The sequence below is a fragment of the Maritalea myrionectae DSM 19524 genome (assembly GCF_000423365.1).
GTDB classification, from domain to species: Bacteria; Pseudomonadota; Alphaproteobacteria; order Rhizobiales; family Devosiaceae; genus Maritalea; species Maritalea myrionectae.
Map to the genome: position 1 here is coordinate 497,426 of NZ_AUHV01000003.1, position 25,461 is coordinate 522,886.

Below are 25,461 nucleotides of genomic sequence, written 5' to 3' on the forward strand. Positions count from 1 at the left end.
GACCATCTCCTCCCTATTGATGTTCAAGGCGCGCTTTGACCAGCATCACCTCGGTCTCATGGCATGTTTTGAGCTTGTACCAGCGGAAATCGTCCATATCGGCCTGTCGCCACACCATCAGCGAAAAAACGCTCTGGTCAGCGCTAAGGCCCATGGTCGGGCCGGGCAAAATGCGCGCACTGATCCGGGCTGTAAACGGCCCGGTTTCCGTGGCAGATAGCAAATAATGCACCATATGAAACGCGGGCTCATAGCCGACTTTGACGAAGATTTCGCCACCATCAAAAAGGCTTTTGCCTTTGGTGACACCATCGCCAAGCGTTTCAATCTCCCATGTGCCGAAGGTCCACTGGTCCAGATTTTGCGGCGATGCCACAAAATCCACCACCTTGTCATGGGGCGCATCAATCACGATGGAGGTGATATGGCTATCAAGAATGCTCATTGATAAAGCCTTCTGATTTGCCATCAATATTGGTCACCACCAAAATCTTTGCGGGGCCATCGCCCCCTGCCACATAGGCATGGGCCATGCTGCCATCAAAATAAATGCTGTCGCCTTGATTGAGCAAAGTGGGGGAATAAAAATCCGTATAAAGGATCAACTGCCCTTCCAGCACATATAAGAACTCTTCGCCCGCATGGCTGGCCAAACCGCCTGCTTCCTCAAGCGAGCGCTTGGTGACCGTATTCACCGCCGGGTGCATCTTTTTATTTGCCAAATCGGTGGACAGCACTTCCGCCACATATCGCGCGGTTTCAATGGGCGGCTGCTCGCCTGCCCGCGAAATCGAGCGTACGCCCGTGCGCATGGGTTGCGCCGCCGCCTCAAAAAAGGCCGTGATGTCCACATCCAGCGCCTGGCTGAGAATGTAGAGATTGTGCGCACTCACCGGCGTTTGCTCATTTTCCACCCGCGACAAAGTCGCCTCAGAAATGCTGGTGATGCGCGCCAATTCGCTCAGCGAATATTTCTTGGCTTTGCGGAAGGCTTTCACCTGCGCACCGACTTTCAAATCCTCAAAATTTGGCCTGCGTGATGGGTCAGTCGCCATTCTTTTGCTCCTTTACGTCCGGGTGGCCGAATCCGCCACCGCCGGGCAATTCTACCACCAGGCTGTCGCCTGCGGGAACCAGATGAATGCCTTTGCCCTTCAAAGCTGGCCCTGTGCCCAAATAGGCTTTGCCCAACGCGCCGGGCTCGCCGCCTTCGCGCCCCGCTGCCGCATTGTTCAGCCGATCAAATGTGGCCGCTGAAATGGTGAAAGGGGCCGCCTCGCGGTTCGCCACTTCAATCACTTGCCCATGGCCGCCGCGATATTTGCCCTTGCCGCCACTGTCGCGCAAAATTCGTTTGCGCTTGAACCATAATGGACACTGGCTTTCGGTGATCTCCACCGGAATAGACCCCACGCCCGACGGAAACGCCATCGCGTTTAACCCGTCCTTGCCCGGCCGCCCACCAATGCCGCCGATGGCTACATTCATCACATTGAAGCGGCTCGTGCCCTTCAGCAAGCTTGGCAGTGCATGGCCGTGGGCAGAGGCCATCGCCAACACCCAAATGCTGCCCGCGCTTTCCGCCTGAACCCGGTTCGGCAACGCCTGCGCGAGGCAACCAAACACTGCATCAGGCAGCATTTGGCCGATCACATGGCGGGCCGTAACCGGGCTGGGAGATACCGGGTCGACGCAAGTCCCCGGTTCGCTAATAAGATCAAAACACCCCAGTGAGCCTGCATTATTCGGCACATCAGGCGCGATCACTGCTTTCAGCCCAAACACCACATAGGCTTGGCTATAGGTGCGCGGCGAGTTGATCCCATAATTAGACGCAGGTGAACTGCCCGACAGATCAATGGTGATCTGATCCCCTTCCACCCGCAATTCGGTTTTAATGGTGATCGGGCTTTCATACCCATCCAATGGCAAATCATAATGATAGACACCATCCGGCACCGCGCGGATCGCCTTTTGTGTCGCCGCTTTGGACGTCTCCAATATATGCGCCGCCAAATCGTCCAACCCGTCGATCTGAAATTCTTCCATCATCTCGACCAGCCGATTGACGCCCGTATCATTTGCGCTGATAAGCGACATCAAATCGCCGCGCACTTCCACCGGATTGCGCGTATTGGCCAAGATCACGCTGAGCAAATCTTCATTGAGCTGCCCCTCGCGCCGCAAATACATATGCGGCACCAAAGTGCCCTCTTCATATATGGACGTCGCATCGGCGGAGAACCCGACGCCACCCACATCAATCACATGGCAGGTGGAGGCGAAAAGCCCGATCGCTTTGCCGTTGTAAAAAGCAGGTGTCACCACCACAAAGTCAAACAAATGCCCGGTGCCCATCCATGGGTCATTGCTCACCAACACGTCGCCAGGTTTCAGCGTTTCAATGGGAAAGCGCTCCAAGAAATGCACCACCGCATTGGCCATGGTGTTCACATGCCCCGGCGTGCCCGTCACCGCTTGCGCCAACATCGCCCCGCTCAAATCATAGACCCCGGCAGACAGATCCCCCGCCTCCCGCGCCACCGCACCAAAGGCCGTGCGCAACAAGGATTGCGCCTGCTCTTCCACCACAGAAATCAGGCGGTTCCACATCACTTGGGTGCGAATAGCGTCATGAGCGTTCTGGCGCATTAGACAGCCTCCTTGCGGGTCAAAATGATGTAGCTATGGGCATCAATCTCTGCGTCAAATTGCGAGGTGACAATGGTTGAAGTCTCATGCTCAGCGATGATGGCAGGACCGGAAATCTTTGCACCCACTGGCAAGTCAAACCGCCAATAAACAGGTGTGTCCAACATCGCGCCCTGCGCCCCGTCAAACAATTCGCGATGGCTGCGCGGCGCGATCTCAGTCGCTTCGCCCTCACCGAATGTGGGTGACACGCCATCATCAATTTCGCACAATACGGTTACAGACCAGGTGACGATCTCGCTCGGCACATTGTCCAGGGTCACGCCATAAATGGCGCGATATTGCGTTTCAAACTGATCGTGAATCCATTGGGCATCGGCAGCATCAAGCGTGCCTTCCGGCAAAGTGATTTGCAGTTCATGCCCCTGCCCTTGATAGCGGATATCCACGACACGTTGCACCTGCACTCTGCGGTCGCCTGCGGCAGGGCGCACAATATCGCCCGCCTCGCGTGCCATATCTTCAAGCATCTCATTGGCGCGTTTCATATCCGGATGGTCCAGCACCATAGGAAAGCTGCGCGTCACTTCATAGGAAATCGGCGCCCGCAAAAAGCCGATGGCCGAGCCAACGCCCGCTCCGGCAGGCACAATCATTTTGTCGATCGACAGTTTTTCCGCCAAGCGGCAAAGGTGGAGTGGTGCCCCGCCGCCAAAGGCGATCATGGTGCTGGCGGCAATGTCGCGCCCGCGCTCAATGGCGTGCACCCGCGCCGCATTGGCCATGTTCTCTTCCACAATTTCCACCACGCCAGCGGCTGGCCAAAATTCGTCTAGTCCCAAAGGCGCACCAATCTGTTGCCTCAACGCGTCCTGCGCTGCATCCGGATAAAGCGGCAGCTTGCCGCCTGCGAAATAGGCCGGATCAATCTTGCCGAGCACCAAATTAGCATCGGTCACCGTCGCCAACTCACCGCCACGGCCATAGCTGACTGGACCGGGTTCAGACCCTGCGCTATCCGGCCCGACCTTGATCCGCTGCATCGCATCGATCCGCGCGATGGACCCACCACCTGCGCCAATCTCCACCATTTCGATCACCGGGATACGCACGGGCCAGCCGGACCCTTTTGTGTCGCGATAGGTGCGGGCAATTTCGAAATGCCGCGCCCGTTCGGGCACCGCGCCAGCGATCAGACAAATCTTGGCCGTTGTGCCGCCCATATCGAACGACAATACATTGTCCAAATCACATTGCTTTGCGATATGGCTGGCCAAGATCGCGCCACCTGCCGGGCCGGATTCCACCAACCGAATGGGAAACCGCGCCGCGCTCTCCAGGGTGGTGAGGCCACCGCCGGACATCATCAAAAATAACGGCGCATCAATGCCAAGCTCAGAAAGCTCTTTCGCCAACCGCGTGAGATAGCCTTCGATCAGCGGCCGCACAGACGCGTTGGCGCATGTGGTGGAGAAGCGCTCATATTCGCGGATTTCAGGGCAAACTTCATGGGAGACACAAATGGTCACCCCTTCGCCCAGCTCGCGCCGCACGATGTCGCGGGCGCGCTTTTCATGTTCGCTATGGGCATAGGCATGCAAGAAGCCAATGGCCACTGCCTCAACTTGCGCGGCACGCAGTTCAGCACAGATATTGACCAATTCGTCTTCATCGAGCGCCGCCAACACATCGCCATCTTGCGCCAACCGTTCGGTTACCCCGAAACGCAGTGCGGCAGGCACAATGGCGGGTGGCATATCGATCATCAAATCATAATGGTCAAAGCGCTTTTCGTAACCCAGCTCCAACACATCTTCGAAACCTTTGGTGGTGATCAGTGCCGTTTTCGCCACTTTGCGTTCAATCAGCGCGTTTGTCGCCAGGGTGGTGCCATGTACAAAGACGTCAATATCAGCGGGATCGACCTGTGCCTCTTCCAGCACCACGCGCACACCATCCAACAGGCCCAATTCAGGATTTTGAACATTGGTCAGCACTTTAACGCTATGGCGCACATCGCCCAGCTCCAGCACCACATCAGTAAAAGTGCCACCAATATCTACCGCCAGTCGGACAGATTTATCGCCTCGCATATGCGCCTCTTCCTCCTGAGTAGCCGCAATTCAAGCCGCTACTCACCCTGCTCGTTCAATATATTTCATATTTGAAAGATTTTGCTATTGCAACAGCAAAATTGGCGAATTCACGTTGTTCACATTCATATGCGACAATCTGTCAATATATAACATATTGAAATAAAACATTATTTTCAAATGACATGTATTTTATGTTTAAAATTATTTGCTCCATATGTGAAATTCAGTTGACAGGTTATTTCAAGTATGAAACTTTTTTAGACAAGGGGAGCGAGAGAGAAATGCAAGATTTGTCTGAATTGACACAACGCGCATCAGAATTGGACAGCAAAGATCCAATCGCGCAAATTGTTGAAGAATATGAGCAGGCCGAGGGCTGGATATTCTTTGACTCAAATTCTGTCGGCCCCGTACCCAAAACGGCCCGCAATGCTGCCAATGCGTTAATTGACGATTGGATTGCCCTGCGTCGGCGTGGGTGGGCAGAGCGCGACTGGGTGGACATGCCCGCCATTCTCGGTGACCAATTGTCGCCCATGATTGGCGCAGAAAAAGGCACAACGGTCGTTTGCGACAACACCACCATCAATCTATATAAGGCGATCGGCCACGCTCTTGCGATCAATCAGGACCGCACCATCATCCTGACGCAAAAGGACAATTTCCCCACCGACATTCATGTGGTGCAAGGCTTTGAGCGCGCCAATCCAAATCTTGAAGTGCGCTATGTGGAAACCGAAGAAGAGGCACTTGCCGCGCTTTCAGATGACGTGGCGGTGTGCACCTTTAGCCATGTCGGCTATAAGTCTGGCCAACGCTGGGACATGGACAAGTTCAACAAGGCCGCGCAGGCCCTTGGCGTCCTTACGGTGTGGGACGTGTCCCATTCCGCAGGTGCTGTGCCCGTATGGGCACGCGAAAGCAATGCAGATTACATTGTCGGCTGCGGCTACAAATATCTCAGCACCGGCCCCGGCGGCCCAGCCTTTATCTATGTGCGGCCAGACCTGAGCGAAAAGGCTTGGCCACCTGTTTGTGGCTGGATGGGACATGCTGATATTTACGCTTTTGCGGGAGATTATGAGCCACATGGCAGCATCAAACGTTTCATATCTGGAACGCCGATGGTGGGCGCCAATCAGATCGCCCATTGTGCCGCCCAGATTTATCAAAAATATGCCCCCAAAGACATTTGGGCGCGGCATGAAAGCCTGAGCAATTTCTTTATCGATGCCCTGCAACAATCCTGTGGCGACCTCGGCGTCGAAATTGCCTCCCCCCTCAATTATGATCAACGGGGCGGTCACGTAACCTTTAAGGCCCCCGGCGCGGGCCATGTGGTGGAAGCGTTGATTGACGCGAAAGTCGTCTCATCCTTCCGCAAGCCTGACGCCATTCGATTTGGTTTGAGCCCGGTCTCACTTACCCACGCGCAAATCGCGGAGGCGGTAGGTCGGCTTCAAAAAATCCTCAAAGAGGAGATCTGGCGGGATCCGAAATACGCAAATGTCTCCGTTTAATCCGCGCGCGCTGCAATAAAAAGAATAAAGCGCAGGATTTATGGAGAGCATCAAAAGGGAGAAGAACATTGAAAAAACCAATTTTGGCCGTTGCTTTATCGGCTCTACTTGCAGCTCAGGCAGGCTTTGCCGCGGCTGAAGACGTAAAAGTTGGCACCATTATGGGCATCACTGGCCCGCTGGCTAACTTTATTCCACCTATTTTGAACGCAGCCAAACTGGCCGAAGCCGATGTGAATGCTGGCGGCGGCATTTTGGGCGGCGGCAATTTTGAACTGGTTGTTGCTGACGGTCAGGCGGCGGCTCAACCATCAGTTGATGCGGCCACCAAGCTGGTGAACCTTGAAAATGTGGCGGCCGTGATGGGTGCCCTGTCTTCAGGCGCCACCATCGCCGCAGCCAACGCTGTGACCATTCCAAATGGTGTGTTGCAAGTTTCACCAACCGCCACCTCACCATCGATGACCGACATGGATGATGGCGATTTCCTTTATCGGATCGTCCCCAGCGACAACTATCAGGGCGAAGTGCTCGCCAAGATTGTGCTCGACGAAGGCATCGACCGCGTCGCGGTGGCCTATGTGAACAATGACTATGGCGTGGGCATTGCCGGCACCTTCAAAGAAAACTTTGAAAAGCTGGGCGGCACCATCACGGGTTACGAAAAGCACGAAGATAAGAAAAACTCTTATCGCGGCGAGCTGGCCACCTTGGCCAATGGCGACCCACAAGCGCTTGTTTTGATTGCCTATGCGGGCGGCAGTGGCGCGAAAATCGTCAAGCAGTCGCTTGAAGCTGGCCTGTTTGACCGCTTTATCGGCACAGATGGTCTGCGCGATGATTTGTTGATCGAACAAGTTGGCCCAGAAGCCTTGGCCACTTCCTTCTTCTCAGCACCAACATCACCAGCAGAAAACCCTGCGGGCGAAGCGCTGCACACGCGCTTTGATGAAGTGTATGGCGAAGGCTCAGACAAGCCATTTGTTGACCAATCCTATGACGCCACCATGCTGATCGCTTTGGCGATTGAAAAAGCAGGCTCCACAGACCGCACCGCCATTAAAGACGCGCTGCGCTTTGTGGCCAACGCGCCGGGCGAAATCGTAGGCCCAGGCGAATGGGAAAAAGCTGTGAAGCTTTTGGCTGAAGGCAAAGACATCAACTATGAAGGCGCCGCGGGCAGCCATGAATTTGACGAAAACGGCGACGTTGCCGGCTTTATCGGCAAATTCGTAGTGGATGGCGACAGCTACAAGCAAGTCGCAATCTTTGAATAGTCAAACGCTTTGGTGCTCGCGGCCCCCTCTGCCGCGAGCACGCTAAGGTCAGGACACATCCATGATCGCTTTTGAAAATATCACCATGCGCTTTGGCGGCGTTGCCGCGGTTGATCGCTGCAGCTTTGAAATCCCAACGGGCAAGATCACCGGACTGATCGGCCCAAATGGCGCAGGCAAAACCACCGCCTTCAACGTCATTGCCGGGCATTTGCGCCCCACCTCCGGTCGCGTACTGCTGGAAGGTGAAGACATCACCGCCCTGCCCGCCCACAAGCGTCAAGCCATGGGCATTGCCCGCACCTTTCAGCTTGCGCATGAATTTCACCGCATGACGGTGGTCGAAAATCTGATGGTGGCGGCAAAAAACGAGCTGGGCGAAAACATGCTCAACGCCATTTTCCGCCCCGGCCAGTGCAAACTGCAGGAACAGGCCGCCTATGATCGCGCCATGGAAACCCTGCGCTTTTTGGAAATTGAACAGCTGAAAGACCAATTGGCGGGCGATTTGTCCGGCGGTCAAAAAAAGCTGCTGGAACTGGGCCGTGCGCTGATGCAGCACCCCAAAATCATCCTGCTCGACGAAATCGGCGCGGGCGTCAACCGCACCCTATTGGGCAAAATCGCGGAAAAGATCATCCAGCTCAACAAGGAGCGAGGTTACACCATCTGCCTTATTGAGCATGATTTGGATTATGTTTCCCGCCTTTGCGACACCGTGATTGTGATGGCGCAAGGCACCCTGCTGACCACCGGCACGGTGGAAGAAGTCAGCCGCGATGAACGTGTGATCGAAGCCTATTTTGGCGGCGGCAAATATCAGGAAGCCATATGAGTTATAAAATTCTTGATGTGCAAAATTTGACGGCGGGCTACGGCAAATTGCCGATCATTGAAGACATGCACGCCAAAGTGGATGACGGGCAAATTGTGGTGATTGTCGGCCCCAACGGCGCCGGCAAATCCACGTTGCTCAAGTCGATATTCGGCCTCAATAAACGCATGTCTGGCGATATTGTGTTTGAAAGCCGCTCCATTTTTGACGCCAAAACGTCAGAACTGGTGCCCATGGGCATTTCGGCGGTGCCGCAATCCCACAATGTGTTCCCCACCCTCACGGTGGAAGAGAACCTCGATGTGGGCACCTTTGCCGCGCCCCCAAAAGACAAGGCGGCGACCAAGGCCAAAATCTTGACCCTGTTCCCAGACCTGAAGGACAAGTTGCGCCAGCAAGCGGGCGAGCTCTCCGGCGGGCAACGGCAAATGGTGGCCGTAGGTCGTGCTTTGATGAGCGACCCACATTTGATCCTTTTAGATGAACCCACCGCGGGCCTGTCACCTGCCTATCTGGAAGTCATTTTCGACCTGCTTTTGCAGGTGCGCGATAGCGGCGTCTCCATCCTGATGGTTGAGCAGAATGCCAAACAGGCGCTGCGCATTGCGGATTATGCCTATGTGCTGGTCAATGGCAAGAACGCCTATGAAGGCACGGGCGCTGAGCTGCTGAAAAACGACGAAGTGCGCAAATCATTCTTAGGTGGAGGGGCACCAAAATGATGGATTTTATCAATTTCTATTTGGTCCCCGGCATCACCCTTGGCGCTATCTATGCGCTGGGCGCGGTTGGCGTGTCGATGATTTTCGGCATTTTACGCTTCGCCCATTTTGCCCATGGCGATTTGATGACTGTGGGGGCGTATTTCGGGCTTTCCGCCGTCTGGCTTCTGGGCATTCCAGCCCTTGCCGCCATCCCGATTGCGGTCGCCCTCACCTGCCTTGTAGCCCTGTTTGCAGACCGTGCCTTTTATAAACCCCTGCGGCAATTGCCTACTATTTACACGGTGATCGCCTCGTTCGGCGTGGCGTTGATCTTCCGTTCGGTGGTGCAATTGGTGTGGGGCACGGAAAGCCAGGTCTATTCCGTCGGGTTCCAAAAGCCGATTGTGCTGTTCGATAGCTTGCGCATCGCCACCCGCCACATTCAAATCATTCTCGCCACCGCAGCGATCACGTTAGGCCTGCACTGGTTCTTGCACCATACGCAAATGGGCAAAACCATGCGCGCCGTGTCAGACGATCCAGCGCTGGCCAGCGTGGCCGGGCTTGATCCGGAAAAAACCATCCGCTGGACATGGATTATCGGCGCAGGCCTCGCCGCCATCGCCGGGGTGTTTGTGGGCCTCGATACCGACGTGCACACCATGATGGGTTGGAACCTGTTGCTGCCCATGTTTGCCGCGGCTTTGCTGGGCGGCATTGGCAAGCCGCTGGGTGCCATCGCAGGCGGCCTGATCATCGGCATCGCAGAAGAAATCTGCACCTATCCCTTCTTTGGCGAGAGTCTGATTTCACCCAGCTATAAAAGCGCCATCGCTTTTGTGATCATGTTGCTGATCCTGATTTTCCGCCCACGCGGCCTGTTTAAAGGGAGGCTCCTCTAATGGAACTGAGTGGTATTCTATTTTACCTGATCTCCTTTTTGATCATGGGCGGCATCTATTCGGTGATCTGCCTTGCCCTTAATATGCAATGGGGCTTTGGCGGCCTCTTCAATGCGGGCATTGCAGGCTTTTACGCGGTGGGCGCCTATTCAGCCGCCATCATCACCTCAGCCAATACCCCAAATCATGTCGGCGGGTTTGACCTGCCCATCGTGGTCGGCCTCGTGGTCGCGGGCACCCTATCCGGCATAGTCGGTTGGGCCATCGCCCGCATCTGCGTGCGTTTGAAGGCGGATTATCTGGCCATGGCCTCCATCGGCATTGCCGAAATCATCCGGCTGGCCGTGATCAATGAAGAATGGCTCACCAATGGCAGCCTCGGCGTCTCGCGCATTCCGCGCCCGCTGGAAGAGTTCTTCACCGGGCGCGAAAGCGAAATGGTGTTCTTCGTCTTTGTGTGGATCATTGTTGCCATCACCTTCTGGGTCGCCCATCGCCTGTATAAAAGCCCGTGGGGCCGCGTCATGCGCGCCATCCGCGACAATGAAGCCGCCGCAGAATCTGTGGGCAAGGATGTGCAATCCTTCCGCACCCAGAGCTTTGTGATCGGCGCGATCTTTATGGGCGTGGCCGGGGCATTGAGTGCCCATTATTTCAAATTCTTCAGCCCGGATGCCACCGAGCCTTTGCTCATCACCTTCCTGGCGTGGGTGATGCTGATCGCGGGCGGCAGCGGCAACAATAAAGGCGCAGTTGCGGGCGCATTGATCATTTGGGCGATCTGGTCGATGACTGAAATCATCACCCAGCAATTGCCGCCAGATTGGGCCACCCGTTCAAGCTATATCCGGATGTTGCTGATCGGGCTATTCTTGCAATTTGTGCTGCAACGCTTCCGTGCCGGGCTATTCCCGGAGAAAGCGCCGAAACTGAATGTGAAAAGCCATGGCTGAACGGAGCTTCGCCAAAGAGGTTGAAAAACTGCGCCTTGGCGATGGTGACACATTTCGCGGCGAAGGCATCTTGGCGATCACCAAAGCGCTGCTGGAAAATGGCGTTGGCTATGTGGGCGGCTATCAAGGTGCGCCCATCAGCCATTTGATGGATGTGTTTGCCGACGCTGAAGATTTGCTCAGCGAACTCGGCGTCCGTTTCGAAGCCAGCGCCTCAGAAGCCACCGCTGCCGCCATGCTCGCCGCTTCGGTAAATTATCCCATTCGCGGCGCGGTCACATTTAAATCAACCGTGGGCACCAATGTGGCGTCAGACGCTTTGGCCAATCTCGCCTCTGGCGGGGTTACAGGCGGCGCGCTGATCATTGTTGGCGAAGATTATGGCGAAGGCTCCTCCATCATGCAGGAGCGCAGCCATCCCTTTGCGCAAAAAAGCCAGATCTGGTTGCTCGATCCGCGCTCCAATCTGCCGTCAATTGTTGACGCGGTGGGGCATGGTTTTGCCCTGTCCGAGGCCAGCAACACCCCGGTGATGCTGGAAGTGCGCATTCGCGCCTGCCATGTGCATGGGCATTTTGACACCAAAGACAATGTGCCGCCGCCCTTCACCGTGCGCGATGCGTTGGAAAACCCAAAGCGCAAAACCGACAGAGTTGTGCTGCCCCCTGCCTCCTATCTGCATGAGAAGGAAAAGGTAGAACAGCGTCTACCTGCCGCCATCGACTATATCCAACAGCACAAGCTCAACGAGCATTTCGGCCCCGACCAGGGCGACATCGGCATCATCATGCAGGGCGGCATGTATAATAATGTGATGCGGGCCTTGCAGCGCATGGGGCTGGCCGATCTTTATGGCGACAGCAAAGTGCCGCTTTATGTGATGAATGTCACCTACCCGCTGGTGCCGGACGAAGTGGTGGATTTCTGCGCCGACAAAAAGGCGGTGATGATGGTGGAAGAAGGGCAACCGGCCTGCCTTGAAGAAGCCGTCGCGGCCCTGTTGTTCAAACATAAAATCAATACCGATTTGGCAGGCAAAGGCGTACTGCCGCTGGCCGGTGAGTTGACGGGTCAAGTGATGTTAGACGGCCTGCGCAGCTTTATCACCAGCCACGCCCCGGATCTGGTCAATGATCAACATCGGGCACCGAATGAGCCACAACGCCTACCGCAGCCGGAACTCGACGATACGGTGCCCGCGCGCCCGCCAGGCTTTTGCACCGGCTGCCCAGAGCGTCCGATTTTCGCGGCCACCAAACTTGTGGAGGAAGAACTCGGCCCGCACCACATTTCTTCAGATATTGGCTGCCACCTCTTTTCCATCATGCCGCCGTTTGAAATTGGCGGCACCACTATGGGGTACGGTCTCGGCCCTGCGTCGTCCTCCGCACTCAATGCCAAAGGCGCACGCCGTTCGATCAGCTTTGTCGGTGATGGCGGCTTTTGGCACAATGGTCTCACCTCCTCCATTGGCAATGCCTCATTCAACGAGCATGATGGCGTAACAGTGATTGTCGACAATTATTATTCCGCTGCCACAGGCGGGCAGGATATTTTGTCATCCCGCGCCCACAACAAATCCCGCAACACCAACAACCCCATCGGCAAAGCCGTCAAAGGCATGGGCGTGAAGTGGGTGCGCGAAATCGACAATACTTATGATGTGGGCAAAATGCGCGAGACCCTGAAAGAGGCGCTCACCACAGATGAGACGGGTCCAAAGGTCATCGTCGCCTCCTCTGAATGTATGCTCAACCGCCAACGGCGCGAGCGTCCACTGAAAGCAAAAGCGATTGCCGAAGGGCAAACCATCACCCAGCCGAAATTCGGCGTCGATGAGGACATTTGCACCGGCGACCATGCCTGTATGCGCTTGTCCGGCTGCCCATCGCTCACCGTGAAAAAACTTGATGATCCGCTGCGCGATGATCCGGTCGCCCATATTGATCAATCCTGCGTTGGCTGTGGCAATTGCGGAGAAGTGGCCGATGCGGCCATTCTCTGCCCTTCATTCTATAAAGCCGAGCGCATCCACAATCCGGGTACCGCCCACAAAATCTGGCGCAAGCTCTCCACCAATTTTATGAGCTGGCTGCTGGCGCGGCGCGACCGCAAATCATTGCGTTTTGAGGCGTAGGTGATGGCGCAAGATCAAATCATCAAACTGGCCATTCTCGCCGTGGGCGGCCAAGGCGGCGGCGTGCTCACCAATTGGATCGTTGATCTGGCTGAGCAAAATGGATGGGTGGCACAATCCACCGCTGTAGCAGGCGTTGCCCAACGCACCGGCGCAACCATCTATTATGTGGAAATGGCACCGCAGCAAGAAAAGCGCCCGATCTTCTCCCTTGCCCCGAGCGTAGGCGATGTCGATATTCTGATCGCGGCAGAGCTGATGGAAGTCGGCCGCGCCATCCAGCGCGGCTTTGTCAGCCCCAACCGCACCTGTCTGATCGGCTCCAGCCATCGATTGCACGCCGTATCCGAAAAAATCAATCCGGGCGACGGGCGCGCTAAGGATCAAGTGATCTTCCACGCTGCGCACAAATCGGCGCAAAAAGTGCTGCTGCACAATTATGATCAGCTCGCCATTCAGAACGGCTCTTATATCTCCGCCAGCCTGTTCGGCGCCCTCGCCGCCTCCAAAGCGCTGCCGTTCACGCCCGCGCAGTTTGAGGCCATTCTCGAACAATCTGGCCGCGCCGCTGCCCGAAGCATCGCCGCCTTCAATGCCGCGCTAAAAGCAGAACCGCTCTCCGCACCAGAACTTGCACAACAAACCGCACCCACCGCCAAAGCAAAGGGGCCGCAAAAGCTGATGGCCAAATGGGATGCCCTACAGCAGCGCATCGCACAGTTGCCAAATGAATCCCAAGAATTGGCGCTGGCTGGCCTTAAAAAGTGCATTGAATTTCAAGACGTGACCTATGGCGATGCATATCTCACCACGGTGGAGCAATTCGCACAGCGCATTCCGGACGACCGCCCAGACATTCTGACCGAACTGGCCAAGCATTTGGCCAATGCCACGGCCTATGATGATCTGATCCGTGTCGCCGATCTGAAAACCCGACGGCAGCGCCTCAGCCGCATTGAAAGCGAAGTGCAGCTGCAATCGGCGGACGGGTTAAAGCTGACGGAATATTTCCATCCACGCGCCGAAGAGATCTGCGGCCTGATGCCGCCAAAGCTGGGCCGTTGGTTTGAGGACAGTCCCAAGCGCTTCGCCTGGCTGGATCGCCGGGTTAACAAAGGTCGCCGCATCCGCAGCAACGGGTTCTGGGGGTTCAGCACACTCTATCTGCTGGGGGGATTAAAATGGTGGCGCAAACATACGCTGCGCGATCAAATAGAGCGCAGCCACCGGAAGGCTTGGCTGGAGGAAGTTGACCGGCACCTTGCCAACAATCCAGACTTGGCGCTTGAGCTCATCAAATGCCGCCGCCTGATTAAAGGCTATAGCGACACGCACCATCGCTCCCTAAGCAAGTTTGCGCGCATCTTCGAGAACCTACATCTGGTCAGCCTTCTGCCAGATGCGGCAGAGTGGGTGCGCCGGTGGCGCGACGCCGCGTTGATGGATGAAAATGGCGACGCCTTGGATGGCGCGATCAAAACCGTGGGCGTTACCCTGCTGGCCAGCGAAACAAATCGCGACGATCACGACGCCAATAGCTAATCGCCTAAAACTCAGATTTTGAAAAGGGTGTCAGTTCTGCAGCATCAAAGATTGGCGCAACATCCTCTTGTCCACCATCCAACATGGCGGCAATGCGCTCCAACGATGCAATCAACATCGACTGTTCCCAATCAGACAGATTTTCAAATTCCTGTTCAAAGCGCTCGTGAACGCCATCGGGTGATTGGCTAAGGGCCGCATGCCCCGCCCCCGTCAATGACAGCCAGACCTGACGTTTGTCTGTTTCGCCGCGTTTGCGCTCGATCAGCCCCCGCGCTTCCAGTTTATGCACCAACCCCGTTGTGGTCGCCTGGGTAATGCCCATCGCCTGAGCAATTTGCCCGGCGCTGCGTTCACCCTTTTCATCCAATAAACGCAACAACACCAATTGCGACGGCGTGATCCCCGACGCGCGCATCAATGCTTTTGAATTTGTATCGGCCGCCCTAAGGATTCGCCGGATCGAACTTAAAACCGATTTCGTTTTCTCTTCCACACCACCCTCACACACAAAATGAGACAGCGAACATTATCCCAATCTTCACTTTCTACCAAGATAGAAAATAAGTTTGTAAAAACAAATTATATCACTGTTGACTCTCGCGTTTCCTTAATACGATCAAAGGGTTTCGGACATATATTTCTGACACATTTGCCTATAAACGCGCTTTTTCTGCACTTTCCATGGAACTTTTCCCTTCTTTAACGGTTGACATTTAGTTAGTTGAAGCTAAATAAAAAGCGAATTTGAATTTTCACAACACACGGATTGTTGAAAAATGAAAACGAATAGCATCAAGCCGCGCCCTACATTTCGCAAACCTAATGCAAATGACGGGTCCATCGTTTGGGATATCGTAAAGAACTCTGGCAAGCTGGATGAGAATTCCATCTATTGTAACTTGCTGCAATGCACGCACTTTTCAGATACATGCGTGATTGCTGAAGTCGATGGTAAGCCTGTTGGCTGGCTCTCCGCATACATCCCACCACAAAAGCCTGACACGCTATTTGTTTGGCAGGTCTGCGTAACCGAAGAGGCACGTGGCTTGGGCATTGCAAAACAACTGATCCACACCGCTCTAAAGCGCGATGTTTGTGAAGATGTGCGAAAAATCGAAAGCACCATCACGAAAGACAATGAAGCCAGCTGGGCCCTGTTCGGCGCAATCGCCGACAATTTTGGTGCCGACCTGAGCAAAAAAGTGATGTTTGACGAAGAGAAGCATTTGGACGGCCAAGGTGACACTGAGCACCTCGTTTCAATTGCACCCGTGAAACAAAATCACCCTGTGTTGCGTTCTGTAGCTTAACCGCTGAGCGCACACGTTAAACTGATTAAATCCGAAGGATTAATGATGACCAATAGTGAACAACAAGATCTTCTTGTGTTTGAACGTCGTGAAAGTGCAGTGCGCAGTTATTGTCGCGCCTTTCCAAAGATGTTTGATCGCGCGGTAAATGCCAATATCTTTGGCACCGATGGAAAAGAATATATCGACTTCCTTGCGGGCTGTGCGTCGCTCAACTATGGCCACAATGACCCCGACATGAAGCAAGCCTTGATCGATTTCATCAGCCATGATGGCATTGCCCACGGCTTGGACATGCACACGAATGCGAAGCGCGACTTCTTGGAAACATTCCATGAGCACATTCTTGCGCCCCGCAATATGGACTACCGGACCATGTTTACTGGCCCAACAGGGGCCAACGCGGTCGAGGCTGCATTGAAGCTGGCACGTAAAGTTACGGGCCGGACCAACGTGATTTCATTCACCAATGGCTTCCACGGCATGACCCTTGGCGCTTTGGCGACAACTGGTAATGCCGGCAAGCGCGGCGGCGCAGGCATGGACTTGTCTGGCGTGCACCGTGCCCCATTTGATGGCTATTTCGGTGAAAATGTTGATACGGCCGAGCAGCTCGACGTTATGCTCAGCGACAGTTCAGCAGGCATCGATGCTCCAGCCGCCATTTTGGTAGAAGCCGTACAAGGCGAAGGTGGCCTCAACGTCGCTTCAAAAGAGTGGATGCAGAAAATGCAGTCCATCGCCAAAAAACATGGCGCCCTGTTTATCGTTGACGACATTCAAGCTGGGTGTGGCCGCACTGGTACATTCTTCTCATTCGAAGAAATGGGCATTGACCCCGACATGATCACCATGGCCAAATCACTTTCAGGCATGGGCTTGCCTTTTGCTGTGACCCTATTGAAGCCAGAACTTGATATCTGGAAGCCAGGCGAGCACAACGGCACGTTCCGCGGCAACAACCATGCCTTTATCACCGCAAAAGTGGCGATCGAGAAGTTCTGGTCAAACGACAGCTTCCAAGCTGAGATTCAAGAGAAATCTGAATATCTCGAGCAGCGCCTGCAGTCTATCGCCGACAAATATGGCTTTGGCCTTAAAGGTCGCGGCATGATGATGGGCATCAACTGCGAAAGCGGCGAAGCTGCTTCTGACATTTGCGAACACGCATTTGAAAATGGTGTGATCGTGGAAACATCAGGCAGCGACGACGAAATCGTCAAGATTTTGGCGCCACTGACCATTGAAAAAGAAACATTCGCCAAGGGCCTCGACATCATCGAGACCGCATTTGATTGCACCCTTGTCGACAAGAACCAACGCTCAGCAGCGGAGTAAATAATGATTGTACGCGATTTGAATAAAGCACGTGAAACAGACCGACTGATTTCCACCGAAGGGTGGGACAGCACGCGGCTGTTGCTGGCTGATGACAATATGGGGTTCTCGTTCCACGTGACCCGCATCAAGGCCGGCACATCACATGTGTTCCATTATAAGCACCACCTCGAAGCGGTATTCTGCATTGAGGGCGAAGGCCAGATCAAAGATTTGGCAACAGGCGAAGTGCACGAAATCAAGCCGGGCGTGATCTATGCCTTGGATAAAAATGACAAGCACGAGCTGTCTGCGAAAAGCCAAATCACCTTTGCTTGCACATTCAACCCACCAGTAACGGGCAAAGAAGTGCACCGCGAAGATGGTTCATATGCACCTGCCGCGGAGGTTGCAGCAGAGTAGAGTTTTTAGTTTGTTGTCTAACGAAAAGGAGCGAGCCATGAGTAGCGCTTCGATTAAACCGATTGAACAAGAAGATGATTACGTCACACGCTTAACAGACGCCGAACGTTGTCTGGAGCGTAAAGACCCAGTCGTCTGGTCAGAATGGCGCCCAGGCGCCCCGCTGGCACAGGACCAGGTTGAAAAGTTTGAACGTGATGGCTTTCTCGTCCTGGAGAAGATCTTTTTGCCTGGTGAGATTGATGCTCTCATTGAAGAGAGTGCGCGCCTTCGGTCTGACGGCAGTAAACTAACTCAAGAGAGCTTGATCACCGAGCCGGACACCAATGATGTGCGCACCATTTTCGATCTAGACCTGCAAAGCGAAGTCTTTCGCCGTCTAGCCGAAGATGTGCGCATCGCGGAGCCCGTCAGGTTTTTGCTTGATGACGAAGTCTATGTGCATCAATCACGGCTCAACTATAAGCCAGGCCTTACAGGCAAAGAGTTCTACTGGCATTCCGATTTTGAGACGTGGCACGCCGAAGATGGCATGCCACGTATGCGGGCAATTTCAGCATCGGTTCTATTGACCGACAATGACGCGTTAAATGGCCCGCTCATGTTGATGCCGGGCTCGCAAAACACTTATGTGTCTTGCGTTGGCGAAACGCCCGAGGACAATCACAAAAGCTCACTGAAAAGACAAAAAGTGGGCACGCCGTCAGCAGAAACGCTGGCCAAAATGTCTGAAAAACACGGCATCGAATATGCCGCAGGCAAAAAAGGCACTGTGATTTTGTTCGATTGCAACACCATGCACGGCTCAAACGGAAACATAACGCCCTTCCCACGCTCAAACGCCTTTTTCGTTTACAACGCGTGGTCAAACCAGCTTGAGGCCCCCTTTGGTGCCGATGAGCCAAGACCGAACTTCTTGGCCCGCCGAGATCCAAAAGAGCCACTGACCCTGCTTGAAGGGCATATTGAATAGGCTGTTAAAGCCAAACGTGCACCGCCCAACGCGGTGCACATAGATTAGCGTCCAATGAAGGAGTAACCATGCCGAACCACACAGTTGAGAAAATCGGCGGGACATCTATGTCGCGTACCCATGAACTTTTGAAAAATGTTCTGATCGGGGACCGGGAAGGTGACGCACTTTATAATCGTATCTTCGTAGTGTCCGCCTATGGTGGCATTACCAACGATTTGCTTGAACATAAGAAATCCGGCGCACCCGGCGTCTACGCGCTATTCTCAAGCGCAGAGAGCGATTGGGCTTGGGGTGACGCTTTGGACAAATTGTCCAAGCGGATGCAGCAGATCAACGCCGAAATTTTTGATGATCAGCAAGCACTCGGCGCGTCCAACGCCTTTGTACGCGAGCGCATTGAGGGCGTACGCTCTTGCCTGATCGATCTACACCGCCTTTGTTCATATGGCCATTTCCGCCTCGACAATCATTTGTTGACGGTGCGCGAGATGCTCTCTGCCCTGGGCGAAGTGCATTCAGCTTACAACACCGCATTGCTGTTGCAGCAAAACGGCGTAAATGCACGCATGGTCGACCTTTCTGGCTGGCGCGATGAACAGCAATATACCTTGGATGAAAATATCAAACACGCCTTTAAGGACATTGATGTTAGCAAGGAACTGCCAATCGTGACAGGCTATGCGCAATCTAAAGAAGCGCTGATGAAAACCTATGACCGCGGCTATAGCGAAGTGACCTTGTCACGTATCGCCGTGATCACGGAAGCCAAAGAAGCGATCATCCATAAGGAGTTCCACTTGTCTTCCGCTGACCCTAAAGTGGTGGGCGAAGATGCAGTGCAAGTGATTGGCGACACCAATTATGACGTGGCCGACCAACTCTCAAATATGGGCATGGAAGCTATTCACCCGTCAGCCGCCAAAGGCTTGCGTCAGGCGAACATTCCATTGCGCATTAAAAACTCATTTGAACCTGAGCATCCTGGCACGACTATCAATGCGACGGATCAGGGCAAAAAAGCTGGTGTGGAAATCATCACTGGCCTCGACAATGTGATTGCCTTTGAGTTTTTCGAGCAGGACATGGTGGGCGTTAAGGGCTACGACACCCGTATTTTGGATGCGTTGACACGCCACAAGGTGCAGATCATTTCCAAAACATCAAACGCCAACACCATCACGCACTTCCTCAAAGGGTCGTTGAAAAACATCAAACGCGTGGAATCTGATCTATCGAAGGAATTCCCTGCAGCTGAAATCAGCTCGCGGAAAGTAGCCTTCATCTCAGCGATCGGCCGAAACCTGAAGGGTTGCGATGTTGCCGCACGTGCCATCTTGGCCCTTGCCCAAGCGGGGATCACACCACTGAGCATGCAGGACTTGCTGCGTAATGTTGACGTGCAAATCATTGTGGATCGTTCAGATTATCAAGAATCCATCAAAATCTTGCATGAAGCATTGGTTGAAAAAACAGAGACATTGGGCAAAAAGCTGGCAGCCTAACACGCTGATCTGTCCCCAATAAACTCTTCAAAGGCCGCCTTTTTGGGCGGCTTTTTTTGTGCGCTGGTGTCTTTTTTTAAAAAAAATGAACAGCTGAGGAACCAAGCTGGAAGTCGCGCGTTGTTTAGGCAGAACAAAAGGAGCGACATCATGTCCAACGAGTCAGAAAAAGAAACTATAGTCGTTTCAAATTCCTCCAATCCGCTGGGATGGTTTGTCGCGATCATTCTGGCTGCTGCGCTCATCTTTGTAGGCTATCTGGCTTACAATGGGTACTTCAGCAACCAAGAAAGCGTTTCAGTTGAACTCCAAATTCCTGAAGAGCTGACGCCTAGCGAATAAGTAAGTACGACCTCCAAAATTTGGGCCAATTGCGAAGCACCCCCCTCCCCCCCAACCAGCCCTTGCTTCACAATTGGTCCATTTTTTTGCCCAAATATAACCACAATAGAATTCGGAACTAAACCAACCCAATCTCGTTTGTATTGTTGATCATCAATAACGATCAAAACAATGCAGAGGACATAATGGGTTTTACAACGTTAATACTACTACTTCTCATCATATCAGTTGTCGGATCTGCACCAGCGTGGCCCTACTCGCGCGGCTGGGGCTATCGGCCTGTCGGCCTTGTAGGCATCATTCTTGTCGCGTTCCTCCTGATATGGATGCTTGGCTACATTTGATAAAAAAACAGAATTTCTTTCGGAACAAAATCTATATTGATTAGTTCATAAAATATACCGCTTCAATAATAATAAAAGCGGATAAATATTGGAAAGGAGAAATAAATGTCAAAGAAACTACTAATCTCAACAGCTCTCGTTACTTTGATTTCTGCACCAGCTTATGCAGATGGATTGAAGGTGAGCGCAGACACATCACTGGACGCAGGCGTTGAAACCAGCGCAGGCGAAAGCAATAGCGGCAGCGTAGATGCCGGGGTAGATGCCAATGTGGAAGCAAGCATTGATACCGACACAGAAGCAAATCAAGACAATTCAGATACAAGCACCGATGCATCAGCCAGCGGCACAGCCGAATTGAACGGCAATGGTGACAACGCATCAGCCACCGCTGAATTAAACGCTGGTGCCATGTTGGCAACGGATCTCCTTGGTGAGGAAATTTACACCTCCGCCAATGCCGATGTTCAAGTTGTCGGCGATGTGAACGACGTCGTGATGGACGATGACGGCAATGCCGATTGGCTCATTGTCGGCGTTGGCGGCTTCCTTGGCCTTGGTGAAAAAGAAGTAGCGATCGCTGCAGAACAAGTGGCCTGGGCGCAAATCGACAATGAAAAACTTGTTGTGACGCAAATGACCCAAGCTGAACTGGAAGCAGCCGACGCGTTTGACCGCGCCGAAATCGAGACAAGCAGCAATTACACAGCCCAGGACCTTTCCTGGACTGCAGAAGGGGAAGCGCGCTTGAACGCTGCATTGCAGTAACAGCGCGCCGATAAGCAAAGAAATAACATGGAGAATTGCAATGAATAAGATGACAAAAAAACTACTCGCAACAACAGCATTATTGACCTTGATGGCCCCTGCCGGCTTTGCCGACAGCCATACATTGTCCACCGATGCCGAAGCCGGCGTCGAGACAAATGTAGACATCAGCACCGATGATGGCGTGAGCGTTGATGGCGCAGCCACAGCAGATGGCTCAGCCACCGTCGATACCAAAGGCGACGCGCCAACCATGAACAACAGCGTTGAAGTTGGTGCAAATGCCCTCTTGGCTTCAAATTTCTTGGACAGAGAAGTGCATATATCTGCCGAAGGCGGATATGAGTCCGTGGGCAATATTCACGATGTGGTCATGAATGAAGAAGGCAATGCGGAATGGATTATCGTCGGCGTCGGCGGTTTCCTCGGCATGGGTGAGAAAGAGATCGCCCTGTCCATCGACGACATTAAATGGGAAGAACGCGATGGCGAGCGTGTGATTGTCACAACCATGACACAAGCCGACCTTGAGGCAGCGCCTGCATTTGACCGCGCGGCCGTTGAAGCCGAAGGCGAATATAGCGCTGAACGTCTGTCCTGGACCGAAGAAGGTCAACAATGGCTGAAGGATGCACGACTAAAAGCGCAAGAAGCCATGGATAACGTCACCGACAACATGTCCGCCGAAGGCGATACCAATATGACTGACGGTCAAGATATGGCTGTCGAAGGTCAAGACGGTGACATGCAAGCCGATAGTTCTACCCAAATGGCGGCTGACACCGATTGGAGCTGGGATGCAGACACGATGGAAACTGTGGCCACGGGCGAACTGAGTGCCGAAGACATGATGGGCACACGCGTTTATGGCCCTAACCGTGAAGACGTAGGTGAAATCTCAGACGTCTTGTTCACCCAAGATGGTCAAATCACAGCCTATATCGTTGATGTTGGCGGCTTCCTGGGTCTTGGTGAAAAACCCGTCGCCCTGAGCGCGAGTGAATTGAAAGTGTATACCGACGCCAATGGCAGCTTCCGTGTACGCTCAGAGTTCACCAAAGAAACGCTTGAGGCCGGCCCCACATATTCTGAACAGGGCTATGAAACCAACCCCGATGGCGTCATCATCCAATAGATGACACCAAATATATATAAAGAAGAGGCGCTAATATTGGCGCCTCTTTTTTTGGAACGAAAGCCTAAACTCAACGTTTATACAGCAAGACAACAAGGAGGTAACAATGGCGACCAAAGCTACAACAGCAAAAACAAATCCAAACAATGAGACAGACCTGGTTAAAGCACTGGAATCTCAAATTGAAGGCCTGCAAAGTGATGTACACGCCCTTATGAAGGCCGTGACGGAACGAGGCGAAAGCAAGCTTGATCAAGCGAGCGACGCTGTTTCCGACACCACGCAAAAGACAGCAGAGTTCGCCAATGAAGAGGTCGAGCACGTGCGCGATTATATCAAAAAGCAGCCGATCAAGTCTGTTGGTTTGGCGTTGGGTGCAGGTATCGCACTGGCCCTATTGGCACGCGGACAACGCGGGTAATGGCCATGTCTCAACACAAAGGCCCCAGCATTTTGGCAACCCGCCTGTCGAGCATCATGATGAACAGGGTACAGGATAATTCCGTATTGCTGTTTGTGTGCTTGGCGACAGGCGCGGTGGCCTATCTGGCACTCGTCGCAGCAGCCTGGCTCGCCTTGGAGCAGGCCACAAACGCAATTTATGCGTCATTGATTGTGGCGGCGGGCATGATGGTGCTCACCATGATCATCTGGGCGATAAAGAGCTATCGAGACAAGCGCGCTCAGGCGCAGCAAACATTGACACAGCATCAATTGCTGACAACGCTTACACATTCAACTGTGGATCGGGCGTTAGAGAAAAACTCTCTATTGGCTCCAGCAATTGCGCTTATCGGCTGGTCATTGCTCTCCAAAGAGCAAGAAAAACCCGATACCAAGCAAATCCCAAGATAGCGCGCCCCGCGCTATCGCTGCACGTCAAGAGACGCCCGCAAAACTTCACTCACGAACTTAATGGATGCCCCATGTCATCGCGCTTTGATAAACTGCAAGTCGCCCCCTGGATGATTAGCCTTTTGCAATTGGCGGCCTACAGCCTGGTCATCATATTGGCGTTGTCGACAATGCTTATTTGGGGACAAGTTATTCTCGCACCATTTGTGTCTTCGATCGTGATTGGGCTAATGTTCGGCCCGCTCGCTGATCGAATTGAACGATTTGGCGTACCGCCCGTCATTTCTGGCGGCGCTGTCGTGCTTATCTTTTTCCTGATCATTATGACCATGCTCACAGCTTTTATCCTTCCACTATCTGGCTGGATATCCCGCCTACCTGAGCTGTGGTACAAACTTCAAGGTATCTTGGCAGATTGGCAAGGCATGATGTCTGCCATTGAGGGCGCGCGTGAGCAACTCGATAAATTTACCAGCCAATCGGCCGATATGGTGGTGCAAGTCGAAGAGGGCTCACCCATTAAGACCGTTGCCGTTTCAGCGCCAACAGCGCTCGCACAAATACTGATCTTTTTGGTTAGCCTTTACTTTTTCATCGCGACGCGAGAGCAGATTAAATCCTTTATCATCGGATTGTTCGCAACAACCAGCTCCCGCACAACGTTTGCCGTTATTTTTGATGAAGTCGAGAAGTTCATTTCTCGCTATTTGCTGTCCATCACCTTTATCAATATTGGCTTGGGGCTCACCATATCATTTGCGCTTTGGGCTGTTGGCATCCCCGCACCATTTTTGTGGGGCATGTTGGCTGGGTTGATGAACTACATCACCTATATCGGACCGGTCATTATGATGGCGACATTGTTCGGCGTTGGGTTGGTAACGTTTGACACGGTAAATGCCGCGCTGATCCCGGTGATCATTTACACCATCATTAATGGCATTGAAGCGCAGATTATCACCCCCAGCATTTTGGGCCGCGCGATGACACTCAATCCGTTTCTGGTATTTTTCGCCATCACATTCTGGATTTGGGCTTGGGGCCCACTGGGCGGTTTCATCGCTGTCCCCATGCTGCTCATCATGACGACAGTCATTCAAAACCTGGCCGCCCACACCGGCGTAACCGAAAACAAAAAACAGCAAAAACCTGGATAACTCAGGAACATTCGAGCGGCTCAATCGTTTTTGAACTAAGCGCGGGCGCCAGTGTTTTGGCGCCGCAAATTATAAAGTAAGCCTTCAATGAAAGGGGGAAAACATGTCAAATGTTTCTTCAATTATGAACGCCAAATCAACTTCAGAGGACATTAATACCGGCCTCGATGAGGGCTTTCGGAAGGATATTTCCAAAACACTATCGGAGACTTTGAGCGAGAGCTATCGCTTGATGGTCAAGAGCCATATTTACCACTGGAACGTGGTTGGCCCCTTGTTTAAGCCGCTGCATGAACTGACAGAGGAGCATTACAAGGACCTGTTTGAGGCCATTGATGTGATCGCTGAGCGTGTACGTGCACTGGGCAATGTCGCCCCATACAACATCAATAACGCGTCAACATTTGCGCCAGAAGGCAAGGACGTCGAAAACCTGACTGCCATCGACATGGTGCAGGATTTGATTGCCGAGCACGAGGCGATTGCCCGCAAGATGCGCGATGCGGCTGAAACGGCCGGCGACAACAAAGATGTCGTCACAGAGGACCTGATGACGGCGCGGCTGACTTTCCACGAAAAGGCCATTTGGATGTTGCGGGCAACAGCCAGCGAATAGCATCCGATAAAATAGATCTAAGGTTTGGGGTCGGCAATTTTGCCGGCCCTTTTTGCTGCCTTAGACATAAAAAAAGCAGGGCACCTTCCCTGCTT

26 protein-coding genes are annotated in these 25,461 nt (G+C 53.4%); 21 read left to right on the forward strand and 5 right to left on the reverse strand.

The features are described 5' to 3' along the window. Positions 1-13 precede the first annotated feature (13 nt). Genes G549_RS0108560 through G549_RS0108575 form a run of 4 tightly spaced genes read right to left on the reverse strand, consistent with a single transcriptional unit; the run spans position 14 to position 4,745 of the window. Positions 14-445, reverse strand: coding sequence for an SRPBCC family protein (locus G549_RS0108560; protein WP_027834677.1), 432 nt, complete (start codon positions 443-445; stop codon positions 14-16). Further along, positions 432-1,055, reverse strand: coding sequence for a helix-turn-helix domain-containing protein (locus tag G549_RS19615; protein ID WP_051213563.1), 624 nt, complete (start codon positions 1,053-1,055; stop codon positions 432-434). The genes G549_RS0108560 and G549_RS19615 overlap by 14 nt, the downstream gene beginning before the upstream one ends. After that, on the reverse strand, positions 1,045-2,652 hold the full coding sequence (locus tag G549_RS19620; RefSeq protein WP_036221765.1) for a hydantoinase B/oxoprolinase family protein: 1,608 nt from the start codon (positions 2,650-2,652) through the stop codon (positions 1,045-1,047). Before G549_RS19620 ends, G549_RS19615 begins: the two co-directional genes overlap by 11 nt. Next, on the reverse strand, positions 2,652-4,745 hold the full coding sequence (locus G549_RS0108575) for a hydantoinase/oxoprolinase family protein (protein ID WP_027834678.1): 2,094 nt from the start codon (positions 4,743-4,745) through the stop codon (positions 2,652-2,654). Before G549_RS0108575 ends, G549_RS19620 begins: the two co-directional genes overlap by 1 nt. 284 nt (positions 4,746-5,029) lie before the next feature. On the opposite strand from G549_RS0108575, the gene G549_RS0108585 reads away from it, so the two are divergent. The 8 genes from G549_RS0108585 (at position 5,030) to G549_RS19625 (ending at position 14,618) form a co-directional block, all read left to right on the forward strand. After that, positions 5,030-6,268, forward strand: coding sequence for an aminotransferase class V-fold PLP-dependent enzyme (locus tag G549_RS0108585; protein ID WP_169449633.1), 1,239 nt, complete (start codon positions 5,030-5,032; stop codon positions 6,266-6,268). A 68-nt stretch (positions 6,269-6,336) separates the two neighbouring features. Beyond that, entirely contained in the window at positions 6,337-7,545 is a 1,209-nt protein-coding gene (locus G549_RS0108590) for an ABC transporter substrate-binding protein (protein ID WP_027834680.1), read from the forward strand. Positions 7,546-7,606: 61 nt separating this feature from the next. Next, complete coding sequence (locus G549_RS0108595) at positions 7,607-8,380, forward strand: ABC transporter ATP-binding protein (protein WP_027834681.1); 774 nt, start codon at positions 7,607-7,609, stop codon at positions 8,378-8,380. Beyond that, positions 8,377-9,102, forward strand: coding sequence for an ABC transporter ATP-binding protein (locus G549_RS0108600; RefSeq protein WP_027834682.1), 726 nt, complete (start codon positions 8,377-8,379; stop codon positions 9,100-9,102). The genes G549_RS0108595 and G549_RS0108600 overlap by 4 nt, the downstream gene beginning before the upstream one ends. Continuing rightward, positions 9,099-9,986 (forward strand): branched-chain amino acid ABC transporter permease, encoded by an 888-nt coding sequence (locus G549_RS0108605; RefSeq protein WP_036221769.1) that lies wholly within the window; start codon positions 9,099-9,101, stop codon positions 9,984-9,986. The genes G549_RS0108600 and G549_RS0108605 overlap by 4 nt, the downstream gene beginning before the upstream one ends. Further along, positions 9,986-10,939 carry a branched-chain amino acid ABC transporter permease gene (locus G549_RS0108610; protein WP_027834684.1) on the forward strand — a complete coding sequence of 318 codons (954 nt, stop codon included), beginning with the start codon at positions 9,986-9,988 and terminating at the stop codon, positions 10,937-10,939. The genes G549_RS0108605 and G549_RS0108610 overlap by 1 nt, the downstream gene beginning before the upstream one ends. Beyond that, positions 10,932-13,076 carry a thiamine pyrophosphate-dependent enzyme gene (locus G549_RS0108615; protein WP_027834685.1) on the forward strand — a complete coding sequence of 715 codons (2,145 nt, stop codon included), beginning with the start codon at positions 10,932-10,934 and terminating at the stop codon, positions 13,074-13,076. Before G549_RS0108610 ends, G549_RS0108615 begins: the two co-directional genes overlap by 8 nt. Positions 13,077-13,079: 3 nt before the next feature. Continuing rightward, positions 13,080-14,618 carry an indolepyruvate oxidoreductase subunit beta family protein gene (locus tag G549_RS19625; RefSeq protein ID WP_051213564.1) on the forward strand — a complete coding sequence of 513 codons (1,539 nt, stop codon included), beginning with the start codon at positions 13,080-13,082 and terminating at the stop codon, positions 14,616-14,618. A gap of 4 nt (positions 14,619-14,622) precedes the next feature. Here the strand turns inward: G549_RS19625 and G549_RS0108625 are convergent, their stop codons facing one another. Beyond that, positions 14,623-15,036, reverse strand: a complete 414-nt coding sequence (locus G549_RS0108625) for a MarR family winged helix-turn-helix transcriptional regulator (RefSeq protein ID WP_117395227.1) — start codon at positions 15,034-15,036, stop codon at positions 14,623-14,625. A gap of 361 nt (positions 15,037-15,397) precedes the next feature. Between G549_RS0108625 and ectA the strand changes: the two genes are divergently transcribed. The 13 genes from ectA (at position 15,398) to G549_RS0108690 (ending at position 25,366) form a co-directional block, all read left to right on the forward strand. Then, entirely contained in the window at positions 15,398-15,931 is a 534-nt protein-coding gene (gene ectA, locus G549_RS19630) for a diaminobutyrate acetyltransferase (RefSeq protein ID WP_036221772.1), read from the forward strand. 45 nt (positions 15,932-15,976) lie between these two features. After that, entirely contained in the window at positions 15,977-17,269 is a 1,293-nt protein-coding gene (ectB, locus tag G549_RS0108635) for a diaminobutyrate--2-oxoglutarate transaminase (RefSeq protein WP_027834687.1), read from the forward strand. Positions 17,270-17,272: 3 nt separating this feature from the next. After that, on the forward strand, positions 17,273-17,671 hold the full coding sequence (locus G549_RS0108640; protein WP_027834688.1) for an ectoine synthase: 399 nt from the start codon (positions 17,273-17,275) through the stop codon (positions 17,669-17,671). 37 nt (positions 17,672-17,708) lie between these two features. Further along, positions 17,709-18,644 (forward strand): ectoine hydroxylase, encoded by a 936-nt coding sequence (gene thpD, locus G549_RS19635; RefSeq protein WP_036221776.1) that lies wholly within the window; start codon positions 17,709-17,711, stop codon positions 18,642-18,644. Between the two features lie 68 nt (positions 18,645-18,712). After that, entirely contained in the window at positions 18,713-20,149 is a 1,437-nt protein-coding gene (locus tag G549_RS19640; protein ID WP_036221779.1) for an aspartate kinase, read from the forward strand. Positions 20,150-20,299: 150 nt separating this feature from the next. Beyond that, positions 20,300-20,491, forward strand: a complete 192-nt coding sequence (locus G549_RS0108660) for a hypothetical protein (RefSeq protein WP_027834689.1) — start codon at positions 20,300-20,302, stop codon at positions 20,489-20,491. 185 nt (positions 20,492-20,676) lie between these two features. Further along, the gene (locus G549_RS21660) at positions 20,677-20,835 is read left to right on the forward strand and encodes a DUF3309 family protein (protein WP_084634135.1); all 159 of its coding nucleotides are present in this window, start codon (positions 20,677-20,679) and stop codon (positions 20,833-20,835) included. Positions 20,836-20,940: 105 nt separating this feature from the next. After that, positions 20,941-21,603, forward strand: a complete 663-nt coding sequence (locus G549_RS21315) for a PRC-barrel domain-containing protein (RefSeq protein WP_027834690.1) — start codon at positions 20,941-20,943, stop codon at positions 21,601-21,603. Between the two features lie 40 nt (positions 21,604-21,643). Then, the gene (locus G549_RS0108670; RefSeq protein WP_027834691.1) at positions 21,644-22,738 is read left to right on the forward strand and encodes a PRC-barrel domain-containing protein; all 1,095 of its coding nucleotides are present in this window, start codon (positions 21,644-21,646) and stop codon (positions 22,736-22,738) included. Between the two features lie 106 nt (positions 22,739-22,844). After that, positions 22,845-23,159 (forward strand): ElaB/YgaM/YqjD family protein, encoded by a 315-nt coding sequence (locus G549_RS0108675; protein WP_027834692.1) that lies wholly within the window; start codon positions 22,845-22,847, stop codon positions 23,157-23,159. A 5-nt stretch (positions 23,160-23,164) separates the two neighbouring features. Next, the gene (locus G549_RS0108680) at positions 23,165-23,593 is read left to right on the forward strand and encodes a hypothetical protein (RefSeq protein WP_156905520.1); all 429 of its coding nucleotides are present in this window, start codon (positions 23,165-23,167) and stop codon (positions 23,591-23,593) included. A gap of 71 nt (positions 23,594-23,664) precedes the next feature. Continuing rightward, on the forward strand, positions 23,665-24,750 hold the full coding sequence (locus tag G549_RS19650; RefSeq protein ID WP_051213565.1) for an AI-2E family transporter: 1,086 nt from the start codon (positions 23,665-23,667) through the stop codon (positions 24,748-24,750). 103 nt (positions 24,751-24,853) lie between these two features. Then, the gene (locus G549_RS0108690) at positions 24,854-25,366 is read left to right on the forward strand and encodes a Dps family protein (protein WP_027834694.1); all 513 of its coding nucleotides are present in this window, start codon (positions 24,854-24,856) and stop codon (positions 25,364-25,366) included. The last annotated feature ends 95 nt before the right edge of the window (positions 25,367-25,461 follow it).

What these genes read in the sequence shown, in the direction of transcription:
- G549_RS0108610 (WP_027834684.1), top strand. Translation starts at nt 9,986, where the DNA reads ATGGAACTGAGTGGTATTCTATTTTACCTGATCTCCTTTTTGATCATG.
- G549_RS0108670 (WP_027834691.1), top strand. Translation starts at nt 21,644, where the DNA reads ATGAATAAGATGACAAAAAAACTACTCGCAACAACAGCATTATTGACC.
- G549_RS19640 (WP_036221779.1), top strand. Translation starts at nt 18,713, where the DNA reads ATGCCGAACCACACAGTTGAGAAAATCGGCGGGACATCTATGTCGCGT.
- ectB (WP_027834687.1), top strand. Translation starts at nt 15,977, where the DNA reads ATGACCAATAGTGAACAACAAGATCTTCTTGTGTTTGAACGTCGTGAA.
- G549_RS19615 (WP_051213563.1), bottom strand. Translation starts at nt 1,055, where the DNA reads ATGGCGACTGACCCATCACGCAGGCCAAATTTTGAGGATTTGAAAGTC.
- G549_RS0108615 (WP_027834685.1), top strand. Translation starts at nt 10,932, where the DNA reads ATGGCTGAACGGAGCTTCGCCAAAGAGGTTGAAAAACTGCGCCTTGGC.
- G549_RS0108605 (WP_036221769.1), top strand. Translation starts at nt 9,099, where the DNA reads ATGATGGATTTTATCAATTTCTATTTGGTCCCCGGCATCACCCTTGGC.
- G549_RS21315 (WP_027834690.1), top strand. Translation starts at nt 20,941, where the DNA reads ATGTCAAAGAAACTACTAATCTCAACAGCTCTCGTTACTTTGATTTCT.
- thpD (WP_036221776.1), top strand. Translation starts at nt 17,709, where the DNA reads ATGAGTAGCGCTTCGATTAAACCGATTGAACAAGAAGATGATTACGTC.
- ectA (WP_036221772.1), top strand. Translation starts at nt 15,398, where the DNA reads ATGAAAACGAATAGCATCAAGCCGCGCCCTACATTTCGCAAACCTAAT.
- G549_RS0108625 (WP_117395227.1), bottom strand. Translation starts at nt 15,036, where the DNA reads ATGCGCGCGTCGGGGATCACGCCGTCGCAATTGGTGTTGTTGCGTTTA.
- G549_RS0108595 (WP_027834681.1), top strand. Translation starts at nt 7,607, where the DNA reads ATGATCGCTTTTGAAAATATCACCATGCGCTTTGGCGGCGTTGCCGCG.
- G549_RS0108675 (WP_027834692.1), top strand. Translation starts at nt 22,845, where the DNA reads ATGGCGACCAAAGCTACAACAGCAAAAACAAATCCAAACAATGAGACA.
- G549_RS0108600 (WP_027834682.1), top strand. Translation starts at nt 8,377, where the DNA reads ATGAGTTATAAAATTCTTGATGTGCAAAATTTGACGGCGGGCTACGGC.
- G549_RS19620 (WP_036221765.1), bottom strand. Translation starts at nt 2,652, where the DNA reads ATGCGCCAGAACGCTCATGACGCTATTCGCACCCAAGTGATGTGGAAC.
- G549_RS0108560 (WP_027834677.1), bottom strand. Translation starts at nt 445, where the DNA reads ATGAGCATTCTTGATAGCCATATCACCTCCATCGTGATTGATGCGCCC.
- G549_RS19625 (WP_051213564.1), top strand. Translation starts at nt 13,080, where the DNA reads ATGGCGCAAGATCAAATCATCAAACTGGCCATTCTCGCCGTGGGCGGC.
- G549_RS0108640 (WP_027834688.1), top strand. Translation starts at nt 17,273, where the DNA reads ATGATTGTACGCGATTTGAATAAAGCACGTGAAACAGACCGACTGATT.
- G549_RS0108680 (WP_156905520.1), top strand. Translation starts at nt 23,165, where the DNA reads ATGTCTCAACACAAAGGCCCCAGCATTTTGGCAACCCGCCTGTCGAGC.
- G549_RS0108690 (WP_027834694.1), top strand. Translation starts at nt 24,854, where the DNA reads ATGTCAAATGTTTCTTCAATTATGAACGCCAAATCAACTTCAGAGGAC.
- G549_RS19650 (WP_051213565.1), top strand. Translation starts at nt 23,665, where the DNA reads ATGTCATCGCGCTTTGATAAACTGCAAGTCGCCCCCTGGATGATTAGC.
- G549_RS0108660 (WP_027834689.1), top strand. Translation starts at nt 20,300, where the DNA reads ATGTCCAACGAGTCAGAAAAAGAAACTATAGTCGTTTCAAATTCCTCC.
- G549_RS0108575 (WP_027834678.1), bottom strand. Translation starts at nt 4,745, where the DNA reads ATGCGAGGCGATAAATCTGTCCGACTGGCGGTAGATATTGGTGGCACT.
- G549_RS0108585 (WP_169449633.1), top strand. Translation starts at nt 5,030, where the DNA reads ATGCAAGATTTGTCTGAATTGACACAACGCGCATCAGAATTGGACAGC.
- G549_RS21660 (WP_084634135.1), top strand. Translation starts at nt 20,677, where the DNA reads ATGGGTTTTACAACGTTAATACTACTACTTCTCATCATATCAGTTGTC.